At 38.8% G+C, this 22,634-nt stretch carries 20 protein-coding genes, 2 pseudogenes and 1 other annotated feature; of the genes and pseudogenes, 3 read left to right on the top strand and 19 right to left on the bottom strand.

Translation table 11 applies throughout. The annotated features are described in order from the left end of the window. Window positions 1-14: 14 nt before the first annotated feature. The 8 genes from IEU90_RS11405 to IEU90_RS02600 all read right to left on the bottom strand — a co-directional run bounded on the left by IEU90_RS11405 (window position 15) and on the right by IEU90_RS02600 (window position 6,695). Entirely contained in the window at window positions 15-140 is a 126-nt protein-coding gene (locus IEU90_RS11405) for a hypothetical protein (protein ID WP_263863475.1), read from the bottom strand. A 251-nt stretch (window positions 141-391) separates the two neighbouring features. After that, window positions 392-1,255 (bottom strand): MetQ/NlpA family ABC transporter substrate-binding protein, encoded by an 864-nt coding sequence (locus tag IEU90_RS02630; protein WP_094511419.1) that lies wholly within the window; start codon window positions 1,253-1,255, stop codon window positions 392-394. 115 nt (window positions 1,256-1,370) lie between these two features. Then, a complete protein-coding gene (locus IEU90_RS02625; protein WP_153709051.1) occupies window positions 1,371-1,847 on the bottom strand; it encodes an S-ribosylhomocysteine lyase in 477 nt (158 codons plus the stop codon). A 78-nt stretch (window positions 1,848-1,925) separates the two neighbouring features. Further along, window positions 1,926-2,176, bottom strand: a binding site (T-box leader). A gap of 63 nt (window positions 2,177-2,239) precedes the next feature. Beyond that, window positions 2,240-2,926, bottom strand: a complete 687-nt coding sequence (locus tag IEU90_RS02620; RefSeq protein WP_153709052.1) for a matrixin family metalloprotease — start codon at window positions 2,924-2,926, stop codon at window positions 2,240-2,242. Between the two features lie 22 nt (window positions 2,927-2,948). Next, complete coding sequence (locus IEU90_RS02615; RefSeq protein ID WP_153709053.1) at window positions 2,949-3,563, bottom strand: DUF6198 family protein; 615 nt, start codon at window positions 3,561-3,563, stop codon at window positions 2,949-2,951. 154 nt (window positions 3,564-3,717) lie between these two features. Further along, window positions 3,718-4,773 carry a zinc-dependent alcohol dehydrogenase family protein gene (locus tag IEU90_RS02610; RefSeq protein WP_153709054.1) on the bottom strand — a complete coding sequence of 352 codons (1,056 nt, stop codon included), beginning with the start codon at window positions 4,771-4,773 and terminating at the stop codon, window positions 3,718-3,720. Between the two features lie 384 nt (window positions 4,774-5,157). Next, window positions 5,158-6,018: a GRP family sugar transporter gene (locus IEU90_RS02605; RefSeq protein WP_153709056.1), complete on the bottom strand. Its 861-nt coding sequence runs from the start codon at window positions 6,016-6,018 to the stop codon at window positions 5,158-5,160. A gap of 158 nt (window positions 6,019-6,176) precedes the next feature. Beyond that, on the bottom strand, window positions 6,177-6,695 hold the full coding sequence (locus IEU90_RS02600; RefSeq protein ID WP_153709057.1) for a GNAT family N-acetyltransferase: 519 nt from the start codon (window positions 6,693-6,695) through the stop codon (window positions 6,177-6,179). Window positions 6,696-6,928: 233 nt separating this feature from the next. On the opposite strand from IEU90_RS02600, the gene IEU90_RS02595 reads away from it, so the two are divergent. After that, window positions 6,929-7,855 carry a magnesium transporter CorA family protein gene (locus IEU90_RS02595; protein WP_153709058.1) on the top strand — a complete coding sequence of 309 codons (927 nt, stop codon included), beginning with the start codon at window positions 6,929-6,931 and terminating at the stop codon, window positions 7,853-7,855. 1 nt (window position 7,856) lies between these two features. Here the strand turns inward: IEU90_RS02595 and IEU90_RS02590 are convergent, their stop codons facing one another. The 9 genes from IEU90_RS02590 to IEU90_RS02550 all read right to left on the bottom strand — a co-directional run bounded on the left by IEU90_RS02590 (window position 7,857) and on the right by IEU90_RS02550 (window position 19,398). Beyond that, entirely contained in the window at window positions 7,857-9,011 is a 1,155-nt protein-coding gene (locus tag IEU90_RS02590) for an MFS transporter (RefSeq protein ID WP_153709059.1), read from the bottom strand. A 186-nt stretch (window positions 9,012-9,197) separates the two neighbouring features. Further along, the gene (locus IEU90_RS02585) at window positions 9,198-10,496 is read right to left on the bottom strand and encodes a glutamate--cysteine ligase (RefSeq protein WP_153709060.1); all 1,299 of its coding nucleotides are present in this window, start codon (window positions 10,494-10,496) and stop codon (window positions 9,198-9,200) included. Between the two features lie 123 nt (window positions 10,497-10,619). Beyond that, window positions 10,620-11,717 (bottom strand): DUF8462 domain-containing protein, encoded by a 1,098-nt coding sequence (locus IEU90_RS02580; protein ID WP_153709061.1) that lies wholly within the window; start codon window positions 11,715-11,717, stop codon window positions 10,620-10,622. Between the two features lie 159 nt (window positions 11,718-11,876). Continuing rightward, window positions 11,877-13,076 carry a phosphopentomutase gene (locus tag IEU90_RS02575; RefSeq protein WP_153709062.1) on the bottom strand — a complete coding sequence of 400 codons (1,200 nt, stop codon included), beginning with the start codon at window positions 13,074-13,076 and terminating at the stop codon, window positions 11,877-11,879. Next, window positions 13,076-13,801, bottom strand: coding sequence for a nicotinamide riboside transporter PnuC (gene pnuC, locus IEU90_RS02570; protein WP_188357673.1), 726 nt, complete (start codon window positions 13,799-13,801; stop codon window positions 13,076-13,078). Before pnuC ends, IEU90_RS02575 begins: the two co-directional genes overlap by 1 nt. A 1-nt stretch (window position 13,802) precedes the next feature. Further along, window positions 13,803-14,540 (bottom strand): nucleoside phosphorylase, encoded by a 738-nt coding sequence (locus IEU90_RS02565; RefSeq protein ID WP_153709064.1) that lies wholly within the window; start codon window positions 14,538-14,540, stop codon window positions 13,803-13,805. Between the two features lie 5 nt (window positions 14,541-14,545). Further along, window positions 14,546-15,220, bottom strand: coding sequence for a Crp/Fnr family transcriptional regulator (locus IEU90_RS02560; protein WP_229723547.1), 675 nt, complete (start codon window positions 15,218-15,220; stop codon window positions 14,546-14,548). Between the two features lie 209 nt (window positions 15,221-15,429). Further along, window positions 15,430-16,296 carry a TrmH family RNA methyltransferase gene (locus IEU90_RS02555; protein ID WP_153709066.1) on the bottom strand — a complete coding sequence of 289 codons (867 nt, stop codon included), beginning with the start codon at window positions 16,294-16,296 and terminating at the stop codon, window positions 15,430-15,432. Between the two features lie 129 nt (window positions 16,297-16,425). Beyond that, window positions 16,426-19,398 (bottom strand): MMPL family transporter, encoded by a 2,973-nt coding sequence (locus IEU90_RS02550; protein ID WP_188357672.1) that lies wholly within the window; start codon window positions 19,396-19,398, stop codon window positions 16,426-16,428. Window positions 19,399-19,541: 143 nt separating this feature from the next. Here IEU90_RS02550 and IEU90_RS02545 point away from each other — a divergent pair, with 143 nt between their 5' ends. Next, window positions 19,542-20,090 carry a TetR/AcrR family transcriptional regulator gene (locus IEU90_RS02545; RefSeq protein ID WP_153709068.1) on the top strand — a complete coding sequence of 183 codons (549 nt, stop codon included), beginning with the start codon at window positions 19,542-19,544 and terminating at the stop codon, window positions 20,088-20,090. A gap of 28 nt (window positions 20,091-20,118) precedes the next feature. Here the strand turns inward: IEU90_RS02545 and IEU90_RS02540 are convergent. Continuing rightward, window positions 20,119-20,475, bottom strand: a pseudogene (locus IEU90_RS02540) (transposase family protein); the annotation flags it as partial. A 143-nt stretch (window positions 20,476-20,618) separates the two neighbouring features. Between IEU90_RS02540 and IEU90_RS11555 the strand changes: the two are divergent. After that, window positions 20,619-21,528, top strand: a pseudogene (locus IEU90_RS11555) (ISL3 family transposase); the annotation flags it as partial. A gap of 125 nt (window positions 21,529-21,653) precedes the next feature. Here IEU90_RS11555 and IEU90_RS02530 read toward each other — a convergent pair. After that, complete coding sequence (locus IEU90_RS02530) at window positions 21,654-22,565, bottom strand: Abi family protein (protein ID WP_153709070.1); 912 nt, start codon at window positions 22,563-22,565, stop codon at window positions 21,654-21,656. Between the last annotated feature and the right edge of the window lie 69 nt (window positions 22,566-22,634).

The raw sequence follows: 22,634 nt of genomic DNA, 5'->3' as shown, positions 1-22,634 counted from the left end.
GCTACCGCAATACATTAGTCATTGCTTTTCGTTGTTTCTTTCGGTTGCTTCTTTGCAAATAGGTGATACACAAGTCGGGCAACCAGTGCTTGTAAAACAACCGTGACTACGCTTTGTGCAAGTTTTCTTTCCCATTTCATAATTTTAGCTCCCTTATTCAAATCATGCCTTGTAGTTAAAACTAAGCTTCTATCATTATAATTATACTCGCTTTTTATTACTTTGTTTAATAGAATCTCCTATCTAAACATTGAATAAAATTATTAATTATCATAATAATCTTTAATTTGCCAATATAAGCACAAAAAAAGCCCCTTTTATTCGAAAGTTACGAATAAAAGGGGCTTTACATTACTAAAGCGTCCTCTTTTAGTTAATTATAAATTTATGATTAATTTTCTAGATAATTTAATGGCTTATCAACATTAACCTTTGTTCCTTGATACTTTTTAGCAATCCATTGTTGAATTTGCTTATTATGGTAAAGCTTGACTAACTTCTTATATTCTTTATTATCACGATTCTTCTTAGCAGTTGCTAAAACATTAATGTTATCCTTCGTGCTTTGATCAACTTTTTCGTGATAAATAGAATCTTTCAACACATTTAAATGACCAGTTAAAGCAATCGTATTACCGATTAATACTAAATCAGTTGACTTTAATACCCGTGGTCCGGTGGTATCATCAATTTCTTTAAATTGAAGGTTCTTTGGATTAGCCGCAATCTCATTGGTTCCACTGGTTGCCCCAAAGCCCGGCTTCAATTTTATCAAGCCTGCACTTTGTAAGAGCAATAGGCCACGCGCTGTATTTGCTGGGTTATTAGCGATCGCAACTGTGGCACCATCTGGAATATCTTTAACACTCTTATACTTATCTGAATATAAGCCCATTGGTTCTAAATAGGTAGTTCCAATCGCCGCTAATTGTGCTTTCTTATTTTCCTTATTATAAGCTTGCAGATATGACCATGATTGGAAAGCATTTACGTCAATTTCACCACTAGCAGTCGCCCGGTTTAAGGCTACGGGATCAGTAAAGCTCTTGACCTTAATCTTCAAGCCTTCACTTTTGGCCTGTTTACTATTTGCAATGTGTTGCCAAACTTGGACATCTGGGCCAATCGTTCCAACAGTAATCTCATCGTTGCGGGCAAACCCACCATTAGCGCCCACACTAAGTCCAGCCGCAACTAAAATCACTACTACAATACCAACAATCCACCAACCGGTATGCTTTTTCTTTCTCATCATAACTACCCCTTTACTTTTGTTTTCGCTATTCGTCATAACTAGTCGCAATAGCCAACGGGATTCGACATGTCGTTATTCTCGAGAAATCCTTAGTCAGCGTTTACCAAAATTATTATTATTCAACCACGTGCCGTTCAAATGGCTGATCTGAAATCCCTTCATCAAGAATCTTCTTTGACCATTCCTTAGCAGAGAACAATGAATGATCACGGTAGTTACCACAAGATTCAATCGTTGTTCCCTGAACATCTTCCCACTTAGTCTTGTAGGCAATTTCTTCAAGTGAAGACTTCAAGGCCTTGGCAACTTCAGTAGTTGAGTGTTCGCCCCACGTAATTAAGTGGAAACCAGTCCGGCAGCCAAATGGGGAACAATCAATTACACCATCCAAACGGTCACGAAGTAAGCCAGCAAGCAAGTGTTCAATTGTATGCAAACCAGCAGTTGGAATTGCATTTTCATTTGGTTGGACTAACCGTAAATCATAGTTACTAATCTTATCTCCCTTTGCCCCTTCTTCAACGGTAATTAAACGAACGTAAGGTGCCTTAACCTTTGTGTGATCTAATGTAAAACTTTCAACTTTGGCCATAATAAATCTCTCCTTTTCTGCCTGATGAGGATGAATCTTGGAACTAAAAAATCCCTAGGAACGGTAATTCAACCAATTCCTAGGGACGTTTAATTTTCATTAACGTGATACCACCCTAATTTAGTCTTATCTCACAATAAGGCCCGCAAGAAGTACATAAAAATACTCCAGCACGGTAACGGGTGCTAAGCGCGTGCTGCTAACGTTAACCGCTCACAGCATCAGTCTGCTCCAAGACCATCTTCATCATTATCCGCAATGCCGGTTCTCATCAATACCAGCTCTCTGTAAAAGCATTAAATGATTACTCATCTTTTCTAAGCATTTTCTAATTTAATTGTCATTATAATATCGTTATCCTTACAAAATGTCAACACCCATTTGTAATTTTTTTATTCAGCATAAAGCATTCGTAAGGTTTTAGCATCATTCTTAGTAATCCCCGTTTTAATATTTCGCGGAATCATGACGCTATGTTCATATTCTGGAGCATGAGCCAGTCCCAAAGCGTGTCCCAACTCATGCTGAGCAACTTCACTGCGAAACTCCGCGTTCGTATAGTCTAACTGGTTCGGATCGAGGGTCGAGGTAGCTTTATGAAGGGTATTAGTTGTTGGATCATACTCAGTCCGTGTTGACCCAAGCTCAGAAGTCGTATAGCCAACACCATTATTACCCGTCGTATTACGTGCTAAATCGCCATCGGCCGCAACGATATTAGCTTTCTCTTCGTCTTTTATCCAGCGAATATGAACAGCCTTAGTCTTATTCCATTTTTTGACTGCATCCCTAAAAGCCCATTTTAATTTTGGATCATCCGTCTCCATGTAAATAGTTACATTCTTTTTCTTCCACCGAATGCCCTCTAATGGTGTCGGCGTATTTTCAGGGATTGGCAACCGCTGCGCATTAGGCCGCTGCGATGGGTTAGAAAATTGAAAATCATTGCTATCGTTTGAATCCTGATTAAAAAATGAGGACTGAAACGGTTGTGAATTTACATCTGCATCAGCTATAACCTGGTGACCGCTCAAACCAACCATTCCCGCAACCAGCAATGCTAATAAGAAACGACGCATTTAATCACCCCCGTAATTAATCTTAGAAATGACAACGTGGTTCTAACCGTTCCTGCCAGAAACTCACTACCCGTCCTTGACCGATAAAGCCAATCAACGTCCCAAGGTTAAACGCATAAACTGTCCGATTCTTTATCGTGCATAACAAAATAATGATAACTGGCAAGATGATATTAAAATACTTTGTAAACTTCACATTAGCCCGCCGTTTTAAAAAGACTGTCAGCTTATCGTGCGGATGATAACAGCAATCGCACTGTTGATACAAAGCATAGCCAGCAAAGGCAATCACTAGCCCTAATAGGTCAAATGCAAACCGGATAAGTATATGCATGGTATCAATCCCGCAGCACCGCCATAAATCAGCAAATAGTTGCATAAAAACACTATAAGGGATTAAAAAAGTCAGCTCCCAAGCAAACTCTTTAGGAACAAATTCGCCAACTAATAAGATATTAAGGCCAATCACAAAAAGTCCTTCCGTAAAAATAGTTTCGGTCATGGTCCAATTCATCATGTGCATAATATTAACAATCGAGGCAGGCCAGGGCATGCTCCCCATATTAGTTACGATTGTCATTGAGTGCCCGATTGAATTTAAGATAATCGCCAGTGCCAAGAAGCTATACCGACGCATTTTTATCATCCCGCTTGTTCTATACTCTATCTTGGTATTTTATCACGCTTCAACTTTTTATGCCCTAATGTTACCCTGATTTTTTGTAAGTACAATAAAGACTCAGAGTACCATTCAATTAATACCCTGAGTCAAAAATTAAATTTATACTTAACTATTCACGTTCAAATCCGTTCATAATGATGTAGGACTTAATTGCTTCCCGCTTATCCATTGCTTCGTATGCTTCTTGAATTTGGTCAAGACTAAAGCTCTTTGTAAAGACTTTTCCTGGATTGATCTCGCCATCAAGAACCGCCTTTAACAATTCTGCCTTATCATAAGTCGTTACAGAAGCCGGGCCACCAGCAACAATCGTATTTTTGTAGAACGGCGCTGCCATATCCTGCTTTGGCGTGTGCGGTAAGCCGACCCGTCCAACAATTGCACCTGGGCGGCCGGCCTTCATTGCAGTATCAGTAGATTGTTCTGTCCCAACACATTCAAGCACTGCATCGGCACCTGCACCGTTAGTTAATTCCATAATCTTTTGAACTGCTTCATCACCACGTTCAGCGACATTGTCAGTTGCGCCAAATTCTTTAGCAAGGGCTTGACGATCAGCATGACGGCTAGTAGAAATAATCTTCTTGGCACCACGCATCTTAGCAGCAATAATTGCACAAAGGCCAACCGCACCGTCACCCATAACAACGACTGTGTCACCATCACTAACATTAGCAACACGGGCAGCATGGTAACCTGTTGCCATTACGTCAGCAAGCGTCAAGAGAGACTTAAGCATCCCTTCGCTGTAGTCGCTTGGCTTACCAGGTACTTTAACTAACGCCCATTGACCATGTTGGAAGCGGATGTATTGAGCCTGAACACCAGAGCTAAAGTTATCACTATGACTTTGGCAAGAACCATCAAAGCCTGCTCGGCAAGCGGCACAATGACCACAGCCATGAGTAAATGGTGCAATTACAAAATCACCTGGCTGTACAGTAGTGATATCATCACCAACTTCTTCAACAATTCCAATTGCTTCATGACCAGAATTTTCTGAATCTTTTTCAACCGGGTTAATTCCGCGGAAGTTCCATAAATCAGATCCACAAACACAAGTCCGGACAACCTTAATAATTACATCATCAGGCTGCTCAATTGTTGGACGGTCTACATCAACAATCTTCATTTGACCTGCTTTTTCAAAAATTGCTTTCTTCATTGAAACTGCCTCCTTATTTTAACTACTTCTATTCTAATGCTTAAACTTACTAAAAGTAAAATACTTGAAAGTTATTACTGACCATTCAAATTCTGAATAGGACCATTGTCAGCGCAACTGTAAAGCTACTAAAAAAGCGGCTCCTGCTTAAACGTTAGCCTAAACAAAAGCTGCTTCTTAGCATTAATCTTCTACTTTTTTAGCTTCTTCCATTGCCTTCATAATTGAAGGATTCTTGGAATGACAATCCTTAATCATTTGAATGTCTTCTGCGCTCAATTCAACTGTGTACTTAGCCATGATTTTTCCTCGCTTTACTAAAAAATTTACACTTTTACTATACCACATCATCACATTAGCGTCCGCTAGAATTAATATCGCATCCTATTTAGTAATTCCAATCATTACTCCACCAGCAACAACCAGAATTACTCCCGTGATGATAAACCGTACTTCTTTTGGGGTCTTTGCTTCATGCAGGATCCATAACCCGCCAAGCGTTGAAATAACGACATTTAATTGCGAGATTGTGTACCCGACAGCAACCCCGTTAATCTCATTTGAGAAAATAATACCGAGGTTAGCAATCGCAAAGCAGACCCCTGTTGCCATATTTTGCCACGTTTTTGCAGCAAACAGCTGACTGTCATGCTCAAATGAACATAAGATTAGCATCGTAATAAAAATCGCAACCGACTGTGGGAAAACCATGTCCCAGCCACCAAGATGAAAAGCCGTGGGGAACGAAGCATAGGCTACAAAACCTAGTGAGGAAATTAAAAGATAGATCATTCCTTTTTTGAAATTACTTCCCTGATCACTATCTTCTTGGTAGGCAGTTAACGCAATCCCAACAACAATTAGGATTAGCGCCCCAACTCCTAGAAGCCACTGGTTGACATTTGTCCATTCACGAAAACAAATCGCTCCTACCAATGCAGTCCCGACCAGCTGCTCACCAACAGAAATCGGCATTGTCATCGATACACCGACTAGTGAGAAACTTTTTACCTGCAAAATAATTCCGATACAAAAACCAATTCCGCTTAATGCAGCTCCCATCCAGAGTGCAGGTGTTAAGACCGGCTGTTTTATAAAATATACGCCAATCCCAACTAACAGGGTCACAATTGCCATCCCCATTACCTTATTGGTATACTTTCCACCAATCAATTGCATACAAATAACTTGAAAACCGAGACCTAGCGCAGGCACTAAGGCAATTAAAATATCAGTAACCGACATCACAAACCCCTCCCATAAAAATAACCAGCACTAATCTACTCTCAGAAAAGCGCTGGATAATAGTTCAATAGTTAACTAGGCTTAAACTCCTTGCTCTTCTCATAATCTCCTTATGTTAACTATATCACAATTTCAAGTTTTGTAAGCGTTTTAAATGGCTACAAATTAAGTTCAAACCCCATGTGCTTATTATCTATTTTATCCTCAATATAGATTGTTCCCCGTTTAACAAAGCCCAATTCTGCCCCAATCTTTTGGACGGGAATATTTTTATAGTGCGTATCATAACGGAAATTACGGATCCCCTGCAAGTAACCAACCGTGAGTAAGTTAGAGAATATAAAACGACCAAGGCTTTGTCCCCGCTTGGCAGGAAGCACGGCTACCCGGTGAATAATAGCGTACGGCTCATTGGGATACTTCCACTGACCATCTTCAATTTCATCATAATTTTGTTCCGGAGTTAATTGTAAAACAGCAGTACCAACGACTTCTTGGCCATCAATTAGGACCCAGCTGTGTTCACGGATAATGTCATTCTTAATTGTCGTTATAAAGGGGTGCCCATCCTGCCATTGCGGGTTGCCGTTCTTTTTTAACTGGACCCGTGCCTGTTCAATAATCATCATTACCTTATTAAAGTCATTTAAGACTGCTTGCCGTAAGTAAATTGCCATGATATTCCCTCCTTTTGCAAAAAAGCAGCTTGCTTCGTCTAATCATGAAACAAGCTGCTAGTGTGAACTACGTATCGTTATTTTAACATGGATTATGCTATAAAATGTCTGCGTTAAGATAAGCTTTAACTTTTTTACCTTCTCTTGTATTTTCTGACAAATAATCTTCGTGGCTTATTGAAATAATATTTTTATCAATCAATAGCGTTTACAACTCACGAGGTAATAACAATATGATCAATAAATACATCCTTACTCCTACCGGGGCAAAAAGCCATCAAGGTGTACTAACCAACGCGGAATTAGTCACCCTGGTTAAACCGAGCGAACATGAAATTAAACAGGTGTGTCAAAGCTTTGATTTAAGTCCATTTACATTTCAATACCGCTCATCTCCAGAAGAAGTATCAAGATTTCATCGAACAACCAGCGACGTCTTAACCAATCCGGCAATCCTAGTAATTTATGACTTCATCCCCGCATTCAAGAAGATTGAAAACCAATTATCACCATCACTAATTGTTTTTGACAACCATCACTTAATTATTTGTACTGACAGTCAAGATACGATTCAACAAGCACTGGCAAAACTTCCTACCACCCTCGCAGAGCTTCTAATTGATTACCTCATAGCCTGTCAGCATGTTTTAATGACGACTCTAAAAAGCTACAAAAAAGAAATTGATGAGTTAGATCAAAAAGCCCGAGTAGGTTTTAGCAATGATTCATTACGGGCATTAACAACTTTAACACGAAGACTTGTCTTTTTTGAGCATACGATGAACGATCAAGCAACAACAATAACTGCTTTTTTAGAAGATAAGCACTGCCAGCGTTTCCCAATTGAAAAACGGTTAGAGCTTGAAGTTCAACAGCGGCGGCTAACCAAAACTATTCATATTTTTCGTGACCTTCTCGCGTCGATTAGTGATCTTTTTACTGCCATGATGGATAACCACCTAAATAATCTAATGCAGTTTCTTGACTCAGCCGGTCTGATTATTGCAATCGCAGCTTTAGTTACCGGTTTTATGGGGATGAACGTCGGTGGAATGCCATGGAAAAATGATCTTCACGGTTTTTGGCTAATACTAGGGATTGCCCTAATCTTCGCACTTACCGCTGCTATTTTTCTTCGTCGCAAAAAATACACTAAATAACTTATTTAGCCCGAACAAGATAAAATGACCCCACGACTGCAATAAGGGCATAAATTGCGCCGACATAACCGATCTGGTTAATTTGAACAAAATTGATACTAATCGATGCGGTAAGGGCCCCAATTGAAACACCCACATTAGTACAAATCGGGTTCAATGATGACGCAAGGTTCATCGCTTCAGGATATTCCTGGTCGGCAACATTAAGGAACATTACTTGGAGGATTGAACCCGGCATTCCCAGAACAAAACAGACAACACACAGTAAAATAATTCCCAACCATGAAAGGTGGAACATGGCATTCATTAATAGTAAGCAAACAAGGACAGCGCCACTGATAACGGTAAGCTTGGTAATGCCAAACCGGTTTGCGATCACCCCTGCACACATATTACCAAGGATAAATGTAATCCCAACAAGGCCTAATAACCAAGTTAAATCAGTCGTACTAAAGCCAAGAACATTAGTAATAATCGGGCGGATATAAGTATAGAAAGTATATTCAGCGGACATCAAAGTAATCATTACTACCACGCCGAGAACGATTCGCCGGTCCTTAAAAAGCTGGATCTGGTTACCTAATGAAGCATTAGCTTGACGGCTGTTCCGCGGAGTCAACCAATATAAAAAGCCGCAAATAATCACTGTTAGAACTGATATCAAGGCAAAACTATCCCGCCAGGAAAATGCATTACTAATTGCTGTTCCAACCGGGACGCCGACAATTGTTGCAATACTAAATCCAGCAAAAGTGGAAGCGACTAGCATCGCCCGTTTTTCAATCGGTGCAATCATGGTAACAAACACGAGAATCAGTGAAATAATTGTTCCGGCAACCGCAGCAGTTATAATTCGTGAAACAAATAGCCAAAACAAATTAGGTGCGACCGCTGTCAACGTATTTCCTAATAAGAAGATCAGCATCAGTGCCATTAGAACCTTAAAGCGATCGAACTTACCCGTAAATGTAGTAATTAAGGGTGTACAAATAGCATAAATAATTGCAAAACTGGTAACTAGGAACCCAACTGTTGATAATGAAGCCTGATAGCTTTTGGCAATATCAGAAATAACCCCGACAACCATAAATTCATTACAACCCATTAAAAATGCAGTCAAAACAAAAACAATAGATTGCAGGCGAAATTTAGACATATACTTAACTCCTTTCTTATTTAACAAAAAAAGCTGGATAAAACACCGATCACATCGGTATTTTATCCAGCACCCTCACCTTTAAACGTACCTTCTGACAAACAGAAAGCATATTTAACATTGTTAGTATATCAAAAAGGCTGGCGGGTTGCAATCGCTTTTATAAGGCCAATAAACTTGATCACCTTATTGTGTCGATAAGGATTGCGCTAATTCTTCTGCTGATGGAATCTTCCCATGACGGAAGCCTTCATACACATTTTTTGCTAGTGCTGATCGCTGTTGAAATAATCGTGCCTGCTTTATCGCAAATGCCGTCAACGAATTATTCTGAATTTCATTTACTAAGCGGGCATTAGTCGTCAATGAAGGCTGGCAGGTAATGGTTTCAAATCGATCAAGCATATCATAGACACTCTGACTAGCCTGAATTATTGCTGCAAACTGTTTTAATTCCTTTAAGAAAGCAAGAATCACGTCTTGGTATCGACAATGCTCACTAGGAGATTCTAGTGCAACCTGCTCATTCATCTGGTTAAACTCTTGTAAATCATAGGCAGCTGATGGACTAGCTAAAAAGTAAGCAGCCATCAAACGTAACAAATTAACCGCATCACTACTAATGCCAATACTGGCCCAAGGATTAAGGTCCAGCATCCGCAATTCTAAATAAGCTGGTCCCGTTGTTGAAAGGTCCTTTATGCTACCGCTCTTGCGCAAGCGAACAGGCGAATGAAAATCATGCTCTGCCAAAAGTTTATTATCGCGAATACCTGCTAAAATTTGCTGCTGATAGTGTTCAATATCCGAAAAATCACCATCATATTTTGTACCAAAGCCATACGTACTTTGCCGAATGCTGCGGACTAGCTTTTGCGGCCCCTGATTATTTAAGAAGTAATTACGCTCAGCAAGCGGACTTGCCCCAAAGAAATAAGTTAGCATAAAGCGGTAACGTAAAAAGCCCTGTGCAAGTACAATGTATAGCTGATTCTTTTCTGCCACTGTTAATTCTTTAGTAAGCTGCGGATTCAAGCCCAAGTTAACGTGAATCCCACAAGGCGTTGCTTCTTGTAGTTCATGTGATTTTAACCATGTAAAAAAATAATTACGTTTTTCATCATTGGCATGAGCAACATCGACTCGGCTCCGGTCTAGAGGTAATTCTGGAGGCATCGATAATGGCCATAGGTACTCATTATCATGGAGATTTCTTCTTAAGACGTTACTTATTTTTTCAAGATATGATAATGAATCTTCGGGAGTTGCAGCTACAGGAGTTACTACCTCAGTCATCGTTTCCATAAAGTCATTAGTAATCCATGGATTGGTCTGCTGGTTACCAATGTTTTGAGGATAAGGAAATGAACTTATATGACCATGAGAATCGATCCGTTGGCGTTCAACTTCCAGACCGATTAAAAAGTTAACTAATACATTTTCGCGATTTTGATTAATAATCTTCTGTCCGAATTCACTCAACATATCCGCCTTACCTCCTATCTCATCTTACTAAATAATTTTTATCATTATACACTAATCGTTAGTTAATAATGATAAAAATTATAATCTTCAAACAAATATTAAATTTATAGTCAATAAAACGCCTTATTCAATATCATAAAAATAAATAGAATCAGGATCTTGAGTTGATTGAATGAATTCCTTGAAGAAAGGCAAAATATACTTAACATGGCCATACGAACCTGGCTGAATAAGATGGCGGGCAATTGCACGGCGACGATACTGGGATGCATACGAAGGGGTAACGTGTAGCTGTTGCGCAACCTCTTTTAATCTCTTATTGCCAAGAACAGCAATTAAATATTTTTGATCCATTTCAGATAAATCTGAAAAGATTTTATTATATGCATTATCAAATAAGTTCATTTTATAAATATCTATAACTTTTGATAGTTTTTCTGTTGAAAATTCACTTTTTGTTTCTGCCATTTCTTCAAATGCTAAATATCCTAACAGTTGAAAACCATATGAGTAACCTTTAACCATTTGCGTCATTTTCTGTGCTAGAGCAATATCACAATTAAATACTTTTTGATAAGCCAACGTCATATTACTATTTTGAAGCGGTGTCATTACTTCCTTTTCTGAACGTAATAAGAAAGTTAATTTTTTCTCGTTTTGAACATCCATAATTAAGTCGGGTAAGCCTGTCATAAGAACATAGATAGGAAAGCCATGGCGTTTTAATTCATTAAAGATTTGCGCGAAACTACGAATCGGCTGACTATTATCAACTTCATCAATTACTACTAAAACATACTGATTATTTTTTTGTATATTTTTCATCATCTTTTTTGCGACTTCAGCCGTCTTATTGCCATCTTGAATTTTCTGATTAAAGTTGAAACTCAAATCCTTAAAATTAATAGATTTTATACCTAACTCTTCTATTATATGTTGAATTTTAGTTTTGCTAGCTTTTCCTAATTGATCAATAAAACTACTTAATAAGCTTTCGTCATTAACTAAATCTATACAATGGCAATTTTTATCTTTGCTTAACTCATTTTCTACTTGAGTCATAAATGACGTTTTCCCTGATCCACGAACACCAGTTATAAAGAAAGAGCGTGCAAAGTCACTCTCCTTGATTGTAGTAACTAATTTAGCAGCACGTTCATTAGTATCTAAATAAATTTTAGGGACATCTCCAAAGGTAGGATTAAAAGGATTCTTAGACATATGCAATGCACTCCTTTGTTTTAGAACTTTTTAGAACTTTATTTTTATTTTAGAACTTTTTAGAACTTTTGCCAATAAACAAGACTAAAAAAGACACCCATTGGCGGGCATCTTTGATTTTGATCAGTCGCTTGTCAGATAATTATTTAACTTTCTATTTTAGATCAAACAATCTAAAAAACTAGTCCCGTATTTACCACTGGTTAAACTAAAGTTATCTAGCACTGTCGCACCCAAATCAGCAAAAGTTGGTCGTGTTCCTAGAGAACCGCTTGCTTGCATTGCGGGTGAATAGGCTAGTAGTGGTACGTTTTCACGAGTATGGTCGGTTCCCTGAAAGCCAGGGTCATTACCATGGTCAGCAGTAATAATTAATAAATCATCAGTTCGCAGGTTATCTAAAACCAGTCCTAAACAGCGGTCAAAATCCATTAATGCTTGACCAAACCCCTTCGGATCGCGCCGATGACCATACATCGTGTCGAAATCAACCAAATTAGTAAAACAAAAACCAGTAAAATCTTGGTTCATCACTTCATCAACATGGTTCATTCCGTCCATATTGCTTTCATTATGATAAGTCCGGGTAAAACCTCGTCCAGAAAAGATATCATTTGTTTTTCCGACAGCAATTGTTGTTAATCCAGCTTGGTGCATCCGATCAATAGCCGTTAAACTTGTTGGTTCTAAGCTAAAGTCACGGCGATTTGCAATCCGTGTAAAGTGGTCTTTATCCGGTCCAATGTACGGTCGCGCAATTACTCGTCCAACCGTATATTTAGGCCCGTTTAACAGAGTCCGCGCAAACTGACAAATCCTATAAAGTTCCCCTACAGAAATCACATCTTCATGGGCAGCAATCTGCATTACCGAGTCGCCAGACGTATAGATAATCAGTTCTCCTGTATCTAATTGGCGCTCGCCGTAATCATGAATCACCTTTGTACCAGAATATGGCTTGTTAACAATAACATCACGTCCTGCGAATTCCGCAATTTTATTAATGATCGATTGTGGAAAACCTGTTGGAAAAGTAGATAGCGGCTGTTGCACCGGTAGCCCCATCATTTCCCAGTGACCATCCATACTATCCTTACCAGCTGAAATTTCTGCCATTTTACCATAATACGCTAATGGCCGCTCAGCTTTTGGAACACCGAGGATCGCTTTTTCACGTAAATTGCTAATTCCTAAGCGCCCTAAGTTAGGCAATGACAACTTTCCCTGATAGGCAGCACCAACATGTCCAAGCGTATCTGCACCAACATCGCCATAATTAACCGCGTCTGCTGCGGCACCAGTACCGACCGAATCTAAAACGATTCCAAATATACGTTGATATTTTTTATAATCCGCCATTAATCTGCTGTTCCTCCCTCATTGTCAGCTTCACCGCTTGCCCAAACCTTAGTTGCATAAATAGAATTAAATAAGAGCGCAGCCTGCAAGGCAATTTGTGATAAATCACCGCCGAACGTCCCAATGTGGATTCCCATTTGAAAACGGACTGCTAGGATAATCCAATAAATAATATTTGCCGTATTTACCCAAATCCATAGTGACCAATTTTCTTGGTATTTAAGAATATAAAGTAATTGGGCAATAAAACTAACAACTAAGTTAAAGGAATCAAAATATGGAAGCTGACCATGAAAAAGACTGATAAAGTACCAACCAATAAAGTAGGCAACTACGACACCGGCGAATACCCACCGCCGAACTTGCGGACTGAATCGCTTAGTCGCATCATCATGACCCCACATAAACCAGCCGATTGGTTGCGAGATCACGTAGAAGATATCCATCACAAAAGTTCTCCAGGTATGACTTTGCCAAGCAACATAAGTCATCGCTACACACTGAATAAACCCAAAGATAAATGTTACTTTCCGTCCTTTCATCCCATAAACAAGGGCAAGCGTACCAAAGACCCCCGACATCATTCCAATCCAGCTATCAGGTGCAATCAGGTAAACACCAACTTGGAGTAAAAGCAAAATTGTAACATAAATTACTTCAAATTTTTTCCATTTACTGAAAAGCTGGGTAAAGAGCCAGCCATGATTATTAGTTGTATTTGTCATCTTAATTTTCCTCCAAACTATGATCACTTAGAATGTCCAATGCGAGTTTAAGCGAGGCAGTCTCAACTTTATCTACGAGGTCGTCCCCATTTACCAGATCATTAACTCCTGAAGAAAGGTCTCCCTCATAGAGAACGACATTATTCAAGATTGATAATGTTTCCATCCCTCGTTGGCGGCCAATAGTCATCAAAGCACCAGATTCCATGTCGGCACCAACGATTCCTAATTTTGACCAGAAAGCCTCAACTTCGGAATTATTATCCATATAAAAGCCGTCGTGGGAACGAATAATTCCATAAACCGCTTCAGGAGCATATTTGCGTGCTAACATCATCAACTTAAAGGATGGCACTGCAGGATAGATTTCTGGAACATATTTCTTCGTTAAGCCATCGTCGCGAACAGCACCTTCGCCAATGATCAGCTGTCCTAAGCTAATCCCAGCTTGCATCGCCCCTGCTGAGCCAACCCGAATCACATTTTTTACGTTAACTCGATTAAGCTCTTCAACCCCAATGCCAGCTGATGGTGCCCCGATCCCTGTCGACATAACTAAAATCTGTTTGCCTTGATAAGTACCAAGGACAGACTTATATTCGCGGTTAAAGGCCCACTTTCGGACATTGTCTAATAATTTGGCAGCTTTATCTACCCGTGCAGGATCACCGACAATTACTGCGCTATCAGTGTCGATCGCGGTAGTTAGCTGCGTGTGTGGTTGTGGTTCTTCTGTCATAATGATTAATCCTCCGTTTCCATAATCTTTTGTAAGGTCTGATAATCGGTGATTTTGATCGTTGAACGATTAATTTTAATTACATTGAGATCAGCTAATCGTTTCAACACGCGGTTAATATTACGATAAGAAGTATCAACTTCATAAGTGATTAGTTCGCGGGTAATCGGCACCTGTTCATCATCACATTGAAGCAAAAATAAGCCAATTTGCTGTAGTGCGGAATGCATACTATAACGCTCCATCCGATTTGTTAGATGGTAAATCTGCTCCGAAAGATTTTTAATTAGACGGTTTGCAAAACGATGATCCTTTTGTGACCACTCGACAAAATCACGATTACGAATGACTAGAACCGTTATCGGCGTAATATTAATAATCGATGCACTATAGGGCCGGTTAATAATCGCTTCTTGTTCGCCAAGAAACATTCCAGAATCATAAACGTCTAAAACAACTTGCTTACCACTTGGCGAATTTAAGAAAACTTTTACCCGCCCTTCAACCAAAATGTAAGTGTCCTGATAACTATTTCCTTGATAAAGGACAAATTGTTTCGTATCAAAATGCTTAACCTGCATTTGCTCAATAATATTTAGGGGCGCCGTTTTTACTAATTGTCGAACCTGCTCATTTGAATTAATTGCCTTATACACTCCATTAATATTCAAGAGTATCACCCTCACTCTTTATCATCATTATATCGGTTAGCGCTTACAATTTTCTATGTCACTTGTCCTTTAATATACATTAAAATTAACATTTTGCTATATCTTGGTGCAATTCTGGGGACATTTGTCTTTGCTTTGGATTTTTTGCCAAGAAGTACAAGAAAAAAAGACACCTATTACTAGGCATCTTTAAATTAAGTCGTGATGGAACAAGTTTATTATTTAGTTTTCTGGTTACCTAATTCCCAAAAAGCGAGTGCCGAGGCGGCTGCCACATTTAAAGAATCAACTCCCGCAGCCATCGGAATCTTAATCGTGAAATCACTCTCCGCAATTGTCTTTACTTTTAATCCAGGACCTTCCGAACCAAGAATGATGGCCAATTTATCTACTTTATCCAACTGCGGATCATTAATGCTAACAGTGTTGTGCCGTAATGCCATCGTTGCCGTTTGATAGCCTAGCTGGTGAAGAAGACTAATTCCCTCTGACTGCCAAACCTTCGCATCAACATAAGTCCACGGTACCTGAAAAACCGTGCCCATTGCTACCCGCGAGGCGCGGCGATAAAACGGATCAGCAGAGTCAGTCGTTACAACTACTCCATCTATTCCTAGTGCCGCTGCTGAACGAAAGATTGCTCCAACATTGGTAGGATTAACAACACTTTCCAATACTGCAATTCGGGGATGATCCTTCGGCATTGTTGTTAAAAAGTGGGATAGGTCTAAACGCCGGATTCGATACATTGCTGCGAGTGCTCCCCGTAAAAGATTATAACCGGACAGTTGGCTAAGTAATTCACTACTAACAACATAAATTGGTATTTGACCCAATCCTCCTGCAGGACCAATTGCCATTTCATGATCTAAGTCAGCTAGATCACGGTCCAATGCCTTTTCCTCCATCAAAATAGAGGCTGGCAGGTATCCCGCTTGTAAGGCACGCGCAATTACCTTAGGACTTTCTGCAATAAATAAGCCAGGATTTGGTTCCATGGAATGAAAAAGCTGGACTTCATTATATCGAACATAAGGATCCAACTCAGGATCTGTTAGGTCTTTAGGGAAAATTAAATTATGCATTTTGAATTTACCTTTTCTATTTCATTTAGATTCAAGTATTTTGGCGCTTGATACATTAATCATACCTGAATATATTTAATTTCGCCATGGTGGCTGGTAGAAATGGGTATTTACCTAATTAAATTGTTACTAGGACTTCATTCCAACTCCCCGATTAACCGCTGAATCATAAGTTAGTTTTACATAGGCAGCCATAATAATCGGTAGTACTGTTAATAAGATTATTAATCCAATAATAACGGCAATCGCTACCTGAATCAGAGTCATCACGCCAGATGGGATTAGTGCCGCAAAGGTTCCGCTTAAAATAACTATTGCCGACATCACAACTGCGCCAATTACTGTCGCCGCTTGCAAAATATGTTTAACCTGGTTCCCCGGAGCAACCAATTCTTCATCGCGATAACGCATCATTAAGAAAATACTATAGTCAACACCAAGTGCAATTAGCATGATAAAAGTGAAAAATGGTGTATTCCAAGTCAACATGCTTTCATGAAGCAATTGTCGCATAATTACTGCCGTCAAACCGATTGCTGTATAGTAAGTTCCAATCAAGGTTGTAATGATCACTATTGGTTGAAGAACCGAGCGGGTAAATATCAATAGAGCAATGCCGATTCCAACAATCATAATCATCGCGGTTCGCGAAAAGTCACTTTGCGATAGTTTTTCTAGATCGGCAATTTGCGATGTTTGTCCACCAACGGCAACCTGGGCCTTACTTAACGATGTGACCTTAACTTGAGCCTTGACATCTTGAGTTAACTGCTTGACTGCTTGTGTTGCTGCATGACTGCTTGGATCATCTTTCAAGGTAACTGATATTTGGGTGATATGCCGATTCTTAGACATATAGACGTTATAGGAATCGACTAATTGATGGTTTCCTAATTCATTCCGAGGAATATTTAATTGGTTCCCTGCTGGTGAGTTTTTCAGTTCTCCCAAATAAGCTTGAACTTGATTAATCCCTGCTTGAACTTTTGCGAGGCCATTAACTGCTTGGTTTAGGCCAGTTTCCAACTGACTGACCTGCCCAGCCATTCCCTGTAATTGTTGATTAAGTTGCTGAACACCACCATTCACCTGGCTAATGCCGCTCCCCAATTGCTGACTACTGCTTGCTAATGTACTGCCACCAGCATAAAGTTGTGAACCTGCCTGATCGAGTTGACTTCCTCCAGCAGCTAATTGATCGATCCCATTTTCTAACACTGGAACTTGCTGATTAATTGCCGTTAACGCACTTGTCAAGCGGCCTGTTCCTTGGCTTAATTGCATTGACATCGTTGCGTAGGAGCCACTTGTTTGGTTATTAATCAGCTGGTTTAATCGTTGGATTTGACTATTAACCGTAGCGACTTGTTGATTCAATTGCTGGCTTGCCGCCGTAACTTGCCCGATTCCAGTTGCAAACGGATTAACCCCAACTCTTAACTGACCAATCCCACTAGTAAGCTGGCTAGTTCCCTGAATATAGCGATTAGTTCCTGTAATGTATTGATTTAAACCGCCATTAAATTGACTATTAGCATTAGCTAACCGTTGACTACCATTGGCTAATTCTTGAACTTGCTTGACACTTTCCCGGATATTAGCTCGACCAATTTGATCACTGGCATCTTGTAGGCCACTGCGAATAGTAGTTAATCCACTCTGCGATTCATCTAATCCTCGCAAAACAGTTTTAAGTTGATCTTTAACATAAAGCTGCTTGATTGGCTTTCCTGTCGGCTGAGTAACCGAATTCACTGCTTTAACATTCGGATTTTTCTTAATTGTATTTGTAATTTGATCAATTGCCGCTAAGTCTTTTTGATTATCTAAAGGATGGTCTAGCTTAATATCAATAGTTGTCGGCGAAACTTTCCCCTTTGAAAAGTCACGTTGGGCAATTAGGTATCCCTGCTTGATTGAATTACTGTTTGGTACTTCATCAGCAGAATTATAATTTAATAAGTGTGGCGTGTTAATCATCGCTGTTACTGCAATTCCCGCTAAGATAACCATATAAAGCAACGGATGGTGTAGTCCTCTTTGCGCAAGAAAGTGCCATACCTTACTGGATTGCTGAATCTGGAAATTCTTTGCTGGCCAAAACATTTTTCGACCGAGAACTGCCATAAAGAAGTAATTCAAAGTTAGCAATACTGCCAATAGGACCAAAACGCCGACCGAACAGCTAACTGCCGATTGATAAAATGAGAACTTAGCAAAACTCAGCGCTGCAAAACCAATAAAGACAGATAATCCACTATAAATAATTGTCCGACCTGCTGATTGTTTAACGACATTAATTGCTTGATACTGGTTACCCTTGCCCAGTTCTTCCTTAAACTTATCGTAAAGCAAAATATTATAATCGGTACCAACCCCAAATAAAATAATTACCAGAAAGACTTGGGTAAAATCAGAAATTGGGAAATTAGCATATTTAGCAAGATTCATTACTAAACTAAGAGAAACGATCATTGCAATGCCAACGGTCAGTAACGAAACCAACGGGATAATGACCGAACGAAAAACTAATACTAAAACTACAAAGATAAAGATAATTGCGATGATTTCAGTTTTTTGAATTCCTTTTTCCGTTGTATTAGAGAATTCATCTGATAATAAGTCATCACTTGTCACATAGGTCTGCAAGCCTTTAACCTTTAATTGACGCTTTACCCGCTGTGCTTGGTGATCAAATTCCGCAGTATCCTTAATGTTAACAGTTACTAGTTCTGTTTGACGATTTTTTGAAATAAGCTGATTAGCAACTTCTTGACCATCTCGAGCACTAGTAATTCTTGTCACATTATACCGGTTACGATGCTCATCAAGAACCTTAACTTTGCGGTTAATTTGCTGCTGATCATCAGCATTTAATTTACCATCCTTATGGTAGACAACCACTATTGAATTCGTGTTTTTCTCCGTACTCATCTCCCGCGCTAGTCTATTAGCACGGGTACTTTCACTACTTGCAGGTAAGATAACATGTCCCTGTTGCCTAACTAATGTCGAAATATTAGGAAGGGTAACCACCGCGACAACTGCTAGTACTAGCCAAACAATAATTGCGGCAATGTGATTCTTCTTAAGCCAGCCCATGTTTAAACTCTCCTTTTTCGAACACCTGTTGATTATCTAACAACTGTATAGTATATTATTGGGCAATGAGCTGAACAATAATTAATCTTTGCAACAGTGTCAATTTTTGAACACATCATAATAATTTGTTGGAGGAAAGCTAAATGAGTGATCGTCGCGTAAATCGAACTAAACGTCAAATAAAAGAATCATTTATTAAACTGCTGAGTGAAAAAGAAATTTCTCGAATTACCGTTTCGGAAATAACCGAGCAAGCTGATATTGGTCGTGGTACCTTTTATACTCATTACCAAGACATTTATGACCTGTATCAGTCATTAATTAATGAACTAGCTCAAGAGTTATTAAAGATTTTTGATAAATACTACTCACCAGCCATAAAAGGAAATAATTTCATTCCACTGTTTCGGGCCTTGTCCGACTACGTTTCATCACAACAGCAGCTATTCTCTATCCTCATTAATAAGCGGAATAACAGGTTAACCATTAGCTACTTACAAGATCAGTTCAAACAAGAACTAATTAACTATAATGATTCGGAAGATCTTGAGTATATTATTGGGAATGTCTATGGTGTCTCAGGAATATTTGGTATCTTTATCGACTGGCTTCAGGGGAAAATAAAAGCCTCACCAGAACAACTTGGTGAAGCAATTGGTAAATTTGCGAATAAATATTGGTTTCCGAGATAATGTCAAATAGTTAATAATGAAATAACCCTTTATTTAGTGTTAAAAGCATCATGATGCGTTGCTTAACATCTTGTGAAATATGATTAGTCACACTGGCTAGTTTAGTAATTATCTCTGGACAGTCTTTTGAAGGCTTACAGATGTACTTTTGCTTTTTAATCGCCCAAATCGTTGGTTTATAGTGTAGGGAAGGGACTAAAATATAAACTTTCTTAAAACAATTTTTACTCATTGGCTTGCCACAATGCGGGCAAGTCATAGTGTAGGTTTGTATTAAGTGGACGATAATGCGGTCACCCTGGTCTTCAATTGTCTCGGCAAAACTATTGTCTAATTCGATGTGTGAGTCCTTGATTCCCAATGCAGTTCTGGTAGAATTATCCATGAAAGATGGTCCTTTCTTAAACGAAGACGGGAGTGCAGCCATCTTTCGTTTTTTATTTTAAATTTTAAACTAAAATAAGTACTGATGTTAAGTTCCATCAGTACTTAATATTGTAGAGCCTAAATAAATCGGAAACCGATATTGGTAAGGAATTAGGGGTTTCTGACTGGACAGTTAGACGCGTTATCACTAACTTAGATCAATCATTTAAGCCTAATTACCATTGGTTACCCCGCCATATTGCCTTTGATGACTTCAAGTCTGGGCGCTTTGCGCCCAGCGGAATGAGCATGATCCTAATGAACATTGAAAACAAACGAACTCTTGATATTATTTATTCGCGACGCAACAGTTATTTGCGAAACTATTTTCTGCGCTATGACCATTCAGCGCGCCTAGCTGTTCAGACGGTGAACGTCGACTTGTATACTCCATACCGCCATTTAATTCGTGACCTTTTCCCCCATGCCATCATTATTGCCGATCATTTTCATGTCGTCACGCAAGCATACCGCACATTAAATAAAATTCGAATTCAGGTAATGAATCGAGCTGGAAAAGGAACGCGGTAGTGGCGGGCGCTAAACCATTTCTGGAAACTAATCCTAACACCAGCTGGCAATCTTAAATACAATAATTATTGGTCACGACGTAACTTTGGCTATGCCCAATTAACTGACGTTGAAGTCGTCCACCGACTGTTAGATTTCGATGAAGACTTAAAGCAAGCCTATATCACTACTATCAAGACCTAGTTCTTGCCATCAGACAACGAGAGAGGCATTAGATCAACTTTTAGCTGTTAAATGGACGCAACTTCCACAACCACTTCAAAAAGTTCAACGCACACTACGTACTCATAAGCAAGAGATTTACAATAGTTTCAAATATGATACCTATACTAACGGACCTGTTGAAGGAACTAATAATAAAATTAAGGTAATTAAGTGTACAGCTTATGGCTTTCGTAACTTTTTCAATTTTCGTGTTCGAATTCTTATATCATTAGCTAATTCATATATCGCTATTAACTGGAAAAATCAAAAAAGGTGATGAGCAGAAATTGTTCATCACCTTTTTCAGTTTAAAAATACAACACCCCTTAATAAAGGGGTGAAGCGGCTCTCGCCATATTTTCTATCTACAATTATACCTTACCATGGTAAATAGTCAATGAATTAATCACTGTATATGGTTATACTATTGCAAATACTATTAAATAGATCACTAAAAATCTTACCTTGGTACAAGTCAGAGTTCCTCTGCATCCTAGTACACCATTCTTTTAAATCATCTATTTTATGTTGATGTGACTTTTGACTACACATAGTTTTATGAATACGTAATGCAAGTGAAATTTGTAATAATAATGGAGTGTGAATTTCACTACTTGTTAAATCATCATTTCTTAATACAGAATATATGTTGTGTGGAACTGGTTCTTCCTCATTAACTAATGCATCTTTATTGAAAAGTACTCTATTATGAGCACAACTGTTCCTAAGTCTATTAATATATTTAAAAGATTCTCTTAGTTGTTGCAGCGTTTTATTATTGGGGCGTTTACGACTCAAATACTCAACAAATGATCGTAATTTTCCTAGGCTAGAAATCTCTATAATTATCCAAATTGGAGGGTTATCGTAAAATTGTTGATATTCTTCATTTACAATGAAATGACCGTTGTTATCATAATGAGAAACACTCGAAAATAATTTTCTTTTGAAGCCTTCAGGATTTTCATCTCTATTAATTACTTCCTGAACAATATGGTATCCATCTTCATCAGGATCGTTTGTTATGATTCGCAATAGATACGTTTTAATAGCATGTTCTATATCCAAACAAACCTTCAGTAAACAGTATCTCAATTCCATATCCAATGTTGATATGTCAACTAACATATTGAAATTGTTAATACATTGTTCACCATTCTCCGTACTGTTAAACACCTTAACAAAAGAAATCATCTTATAAAAATAAGACTTATACTTCAAATATTTCTGGGCTTCAGGTTCGTCTTCTATACCGACACCATGATTCTTTAGCCATTCTATTTGATCTGCAAAACTTAACTTAGAGTTATCCATAATTAATACTTTCTCCAGTAAATTGATTAGTTCTTATTATATCAGATGGAATCGTCAGAAGTTATAACA

It is taken from the genome of Limosilactobacillus caviae, from assembly GCF_014635905.1.
GTDB classification, from domain to species: domain Bacteria; phylum Bacillota; class Bacilli; order Lactobacillales; family Lactobacillaceae; genus Limosilactobacillus; species Limosilactobacillus caviae.
The sequence above is the reverse complement of the archived record's forward strand: the minus strand, read 5'-3'. Positions and strand labels throughout refer to the sequence as shown.

What these genes read in the sequence shown, in the direction of transcription:
- IEU90_RS02590 (WP_153709059.1), bottom strand. Translation starts at nt 9,011, where the DNA reads ATGTCTAAATTTCGCCTGCAATCTATTGTTTTTGTTTTGACTGCATTT.
- IEU90_RS02605 (WP_153709056.1), bottom strand. Translation starts at nt 6,018, where the DNA reads ATGTCGGTTACTGATATTTTAATTGCCTTAGTGCCTGCGCTAGGTCTC.
- IEU90_RS02530 (WP_153709070.1), bottom strand. Translation starts at nt 22,565, where the DNA reads ATGGATAACTCTAAGTTAAGTTTTGCAGATCAAATAGAATGGCTAAAG.
- pnuC (WP_188357673.1), bottom strand. Translation starts at nt 13,801, where the DNA reads ATGACAAATACAACTAATAATCATGGCTGGCTCTTTACCCAGCTTTTC.
- IEU90_RS02550 (WP_188357672.1), bottom strand. Translation starts at nt 19,398, where the DNA reads ATGGGCTGGCTTAAGAAGAATCACATTGCCGCAATTATTGTTTGGCTA.
- IEU90_RS02565 (WP_153709064.1), bottom strand. Translation starts at nt 14,540, where the DNA reads ATGACAGAAGAACCACAACCACACACGCAGCTAACTACCGCGATCGAC.
- IEU90_RS02555 (WP_153709066.1), bottom strand. Translation starts at nt 16,296, where the DNA reads ATGCATAATTTAATTTTCCCTAAAGACCTAACAGATCCTGAGTTGGAT.
- IEU90_RS02580 (WP_153709061.1), bottom strand. Translation starts at nt 11,717, where the DNA reads ATGTCTAAGAATCCTTTTAATCCTACCTTTGGAGATGTCCCTAAAATT.
- IEU90_RS02620 (WP_153709052.1), bottom strand. Translation starts at nt 2,926, where the DNA reads ATGCGTCGTTTCTTATTAGCATTGCTGGTTGCGGGAATGGTTGGTTTG.
- IEU90_RS02610 (WP_153709054.1), bottom strand. Translation starts at nt 4,773, where the DNA reads ATGAAGAAAGCAATTTTTGAAAAAGCAGGTCAAATGAAGATTGTTGAT.
- IEU90_RS02595 (WP_153709058.1), top strand. Translation starts at nt 6,929, where the DNA reads ATGATCAATAAATACATCCTTACTCCTACCGGGGCAAAAAGCCATCAA.
- IEU90_RS11405 (WP_263863475.1), bottom strand. Translation starts at nt 140, where the DNA reads ATGAAATGGGAAAGAAAACTTGCACAAAGCGTAGTCACGGTTGTTTTA.
- IEU90_RS02625 (WP_153709051.1), bottom strand. Translation starts at nt 1,847, where the DNA reads ATGGCCAAAGTTGAAAGTTTTACATTAGATCACACAAAGGTTAAGGCA.
- IEU90_RS02585 (WP_153709060.1), bottom strand. Translation starts at nt 10,496, where the DNA reads ATGTTGAGTGAATTCGGACAGAAGATTATTAATCAAAATCGCGAAAAT.
- IEU90_RS02615 (WP_153709053.1), bottom strand. Translation starts at nt 3,563, where the DNA reads ATGCGTCGGTATAGCTTCTTGGCACTGGCGATTATCTTAAATTCAATC.
- IEU90_RS02630 (WP_094511419.1), bottom strand. Translation starts at nt 1,255, where the DNA reads ATGATGAGAAAGAAAAAGCATACCGGTTGGTGGATTGTTGGTATTGTA.
- IEU90_RS02545 (WP_153709068.1), top strand. Translation starts at nt 19,542, where the DNA reads ATGAGTGATCGTCGCGTAAATCGAACTAAACGTCAAATAAAAGAATCA.
- IEU90_RS02600 (WP_153709057.1), bottom strand. Translation starts at nt 6,695, where the DNA reads ATGGCAATTTACTTACGGCAAGCAGTCTTAAATGACTTTAATAAGGTA.
- IEU90_RS02575 (WP_153709062.1), bottom strand. Translation starts at nt 13,076, where the DNA reads ATGGCGGATTATAAAAAATATCAACGTATATTTGGAATCGTTTTAGAT.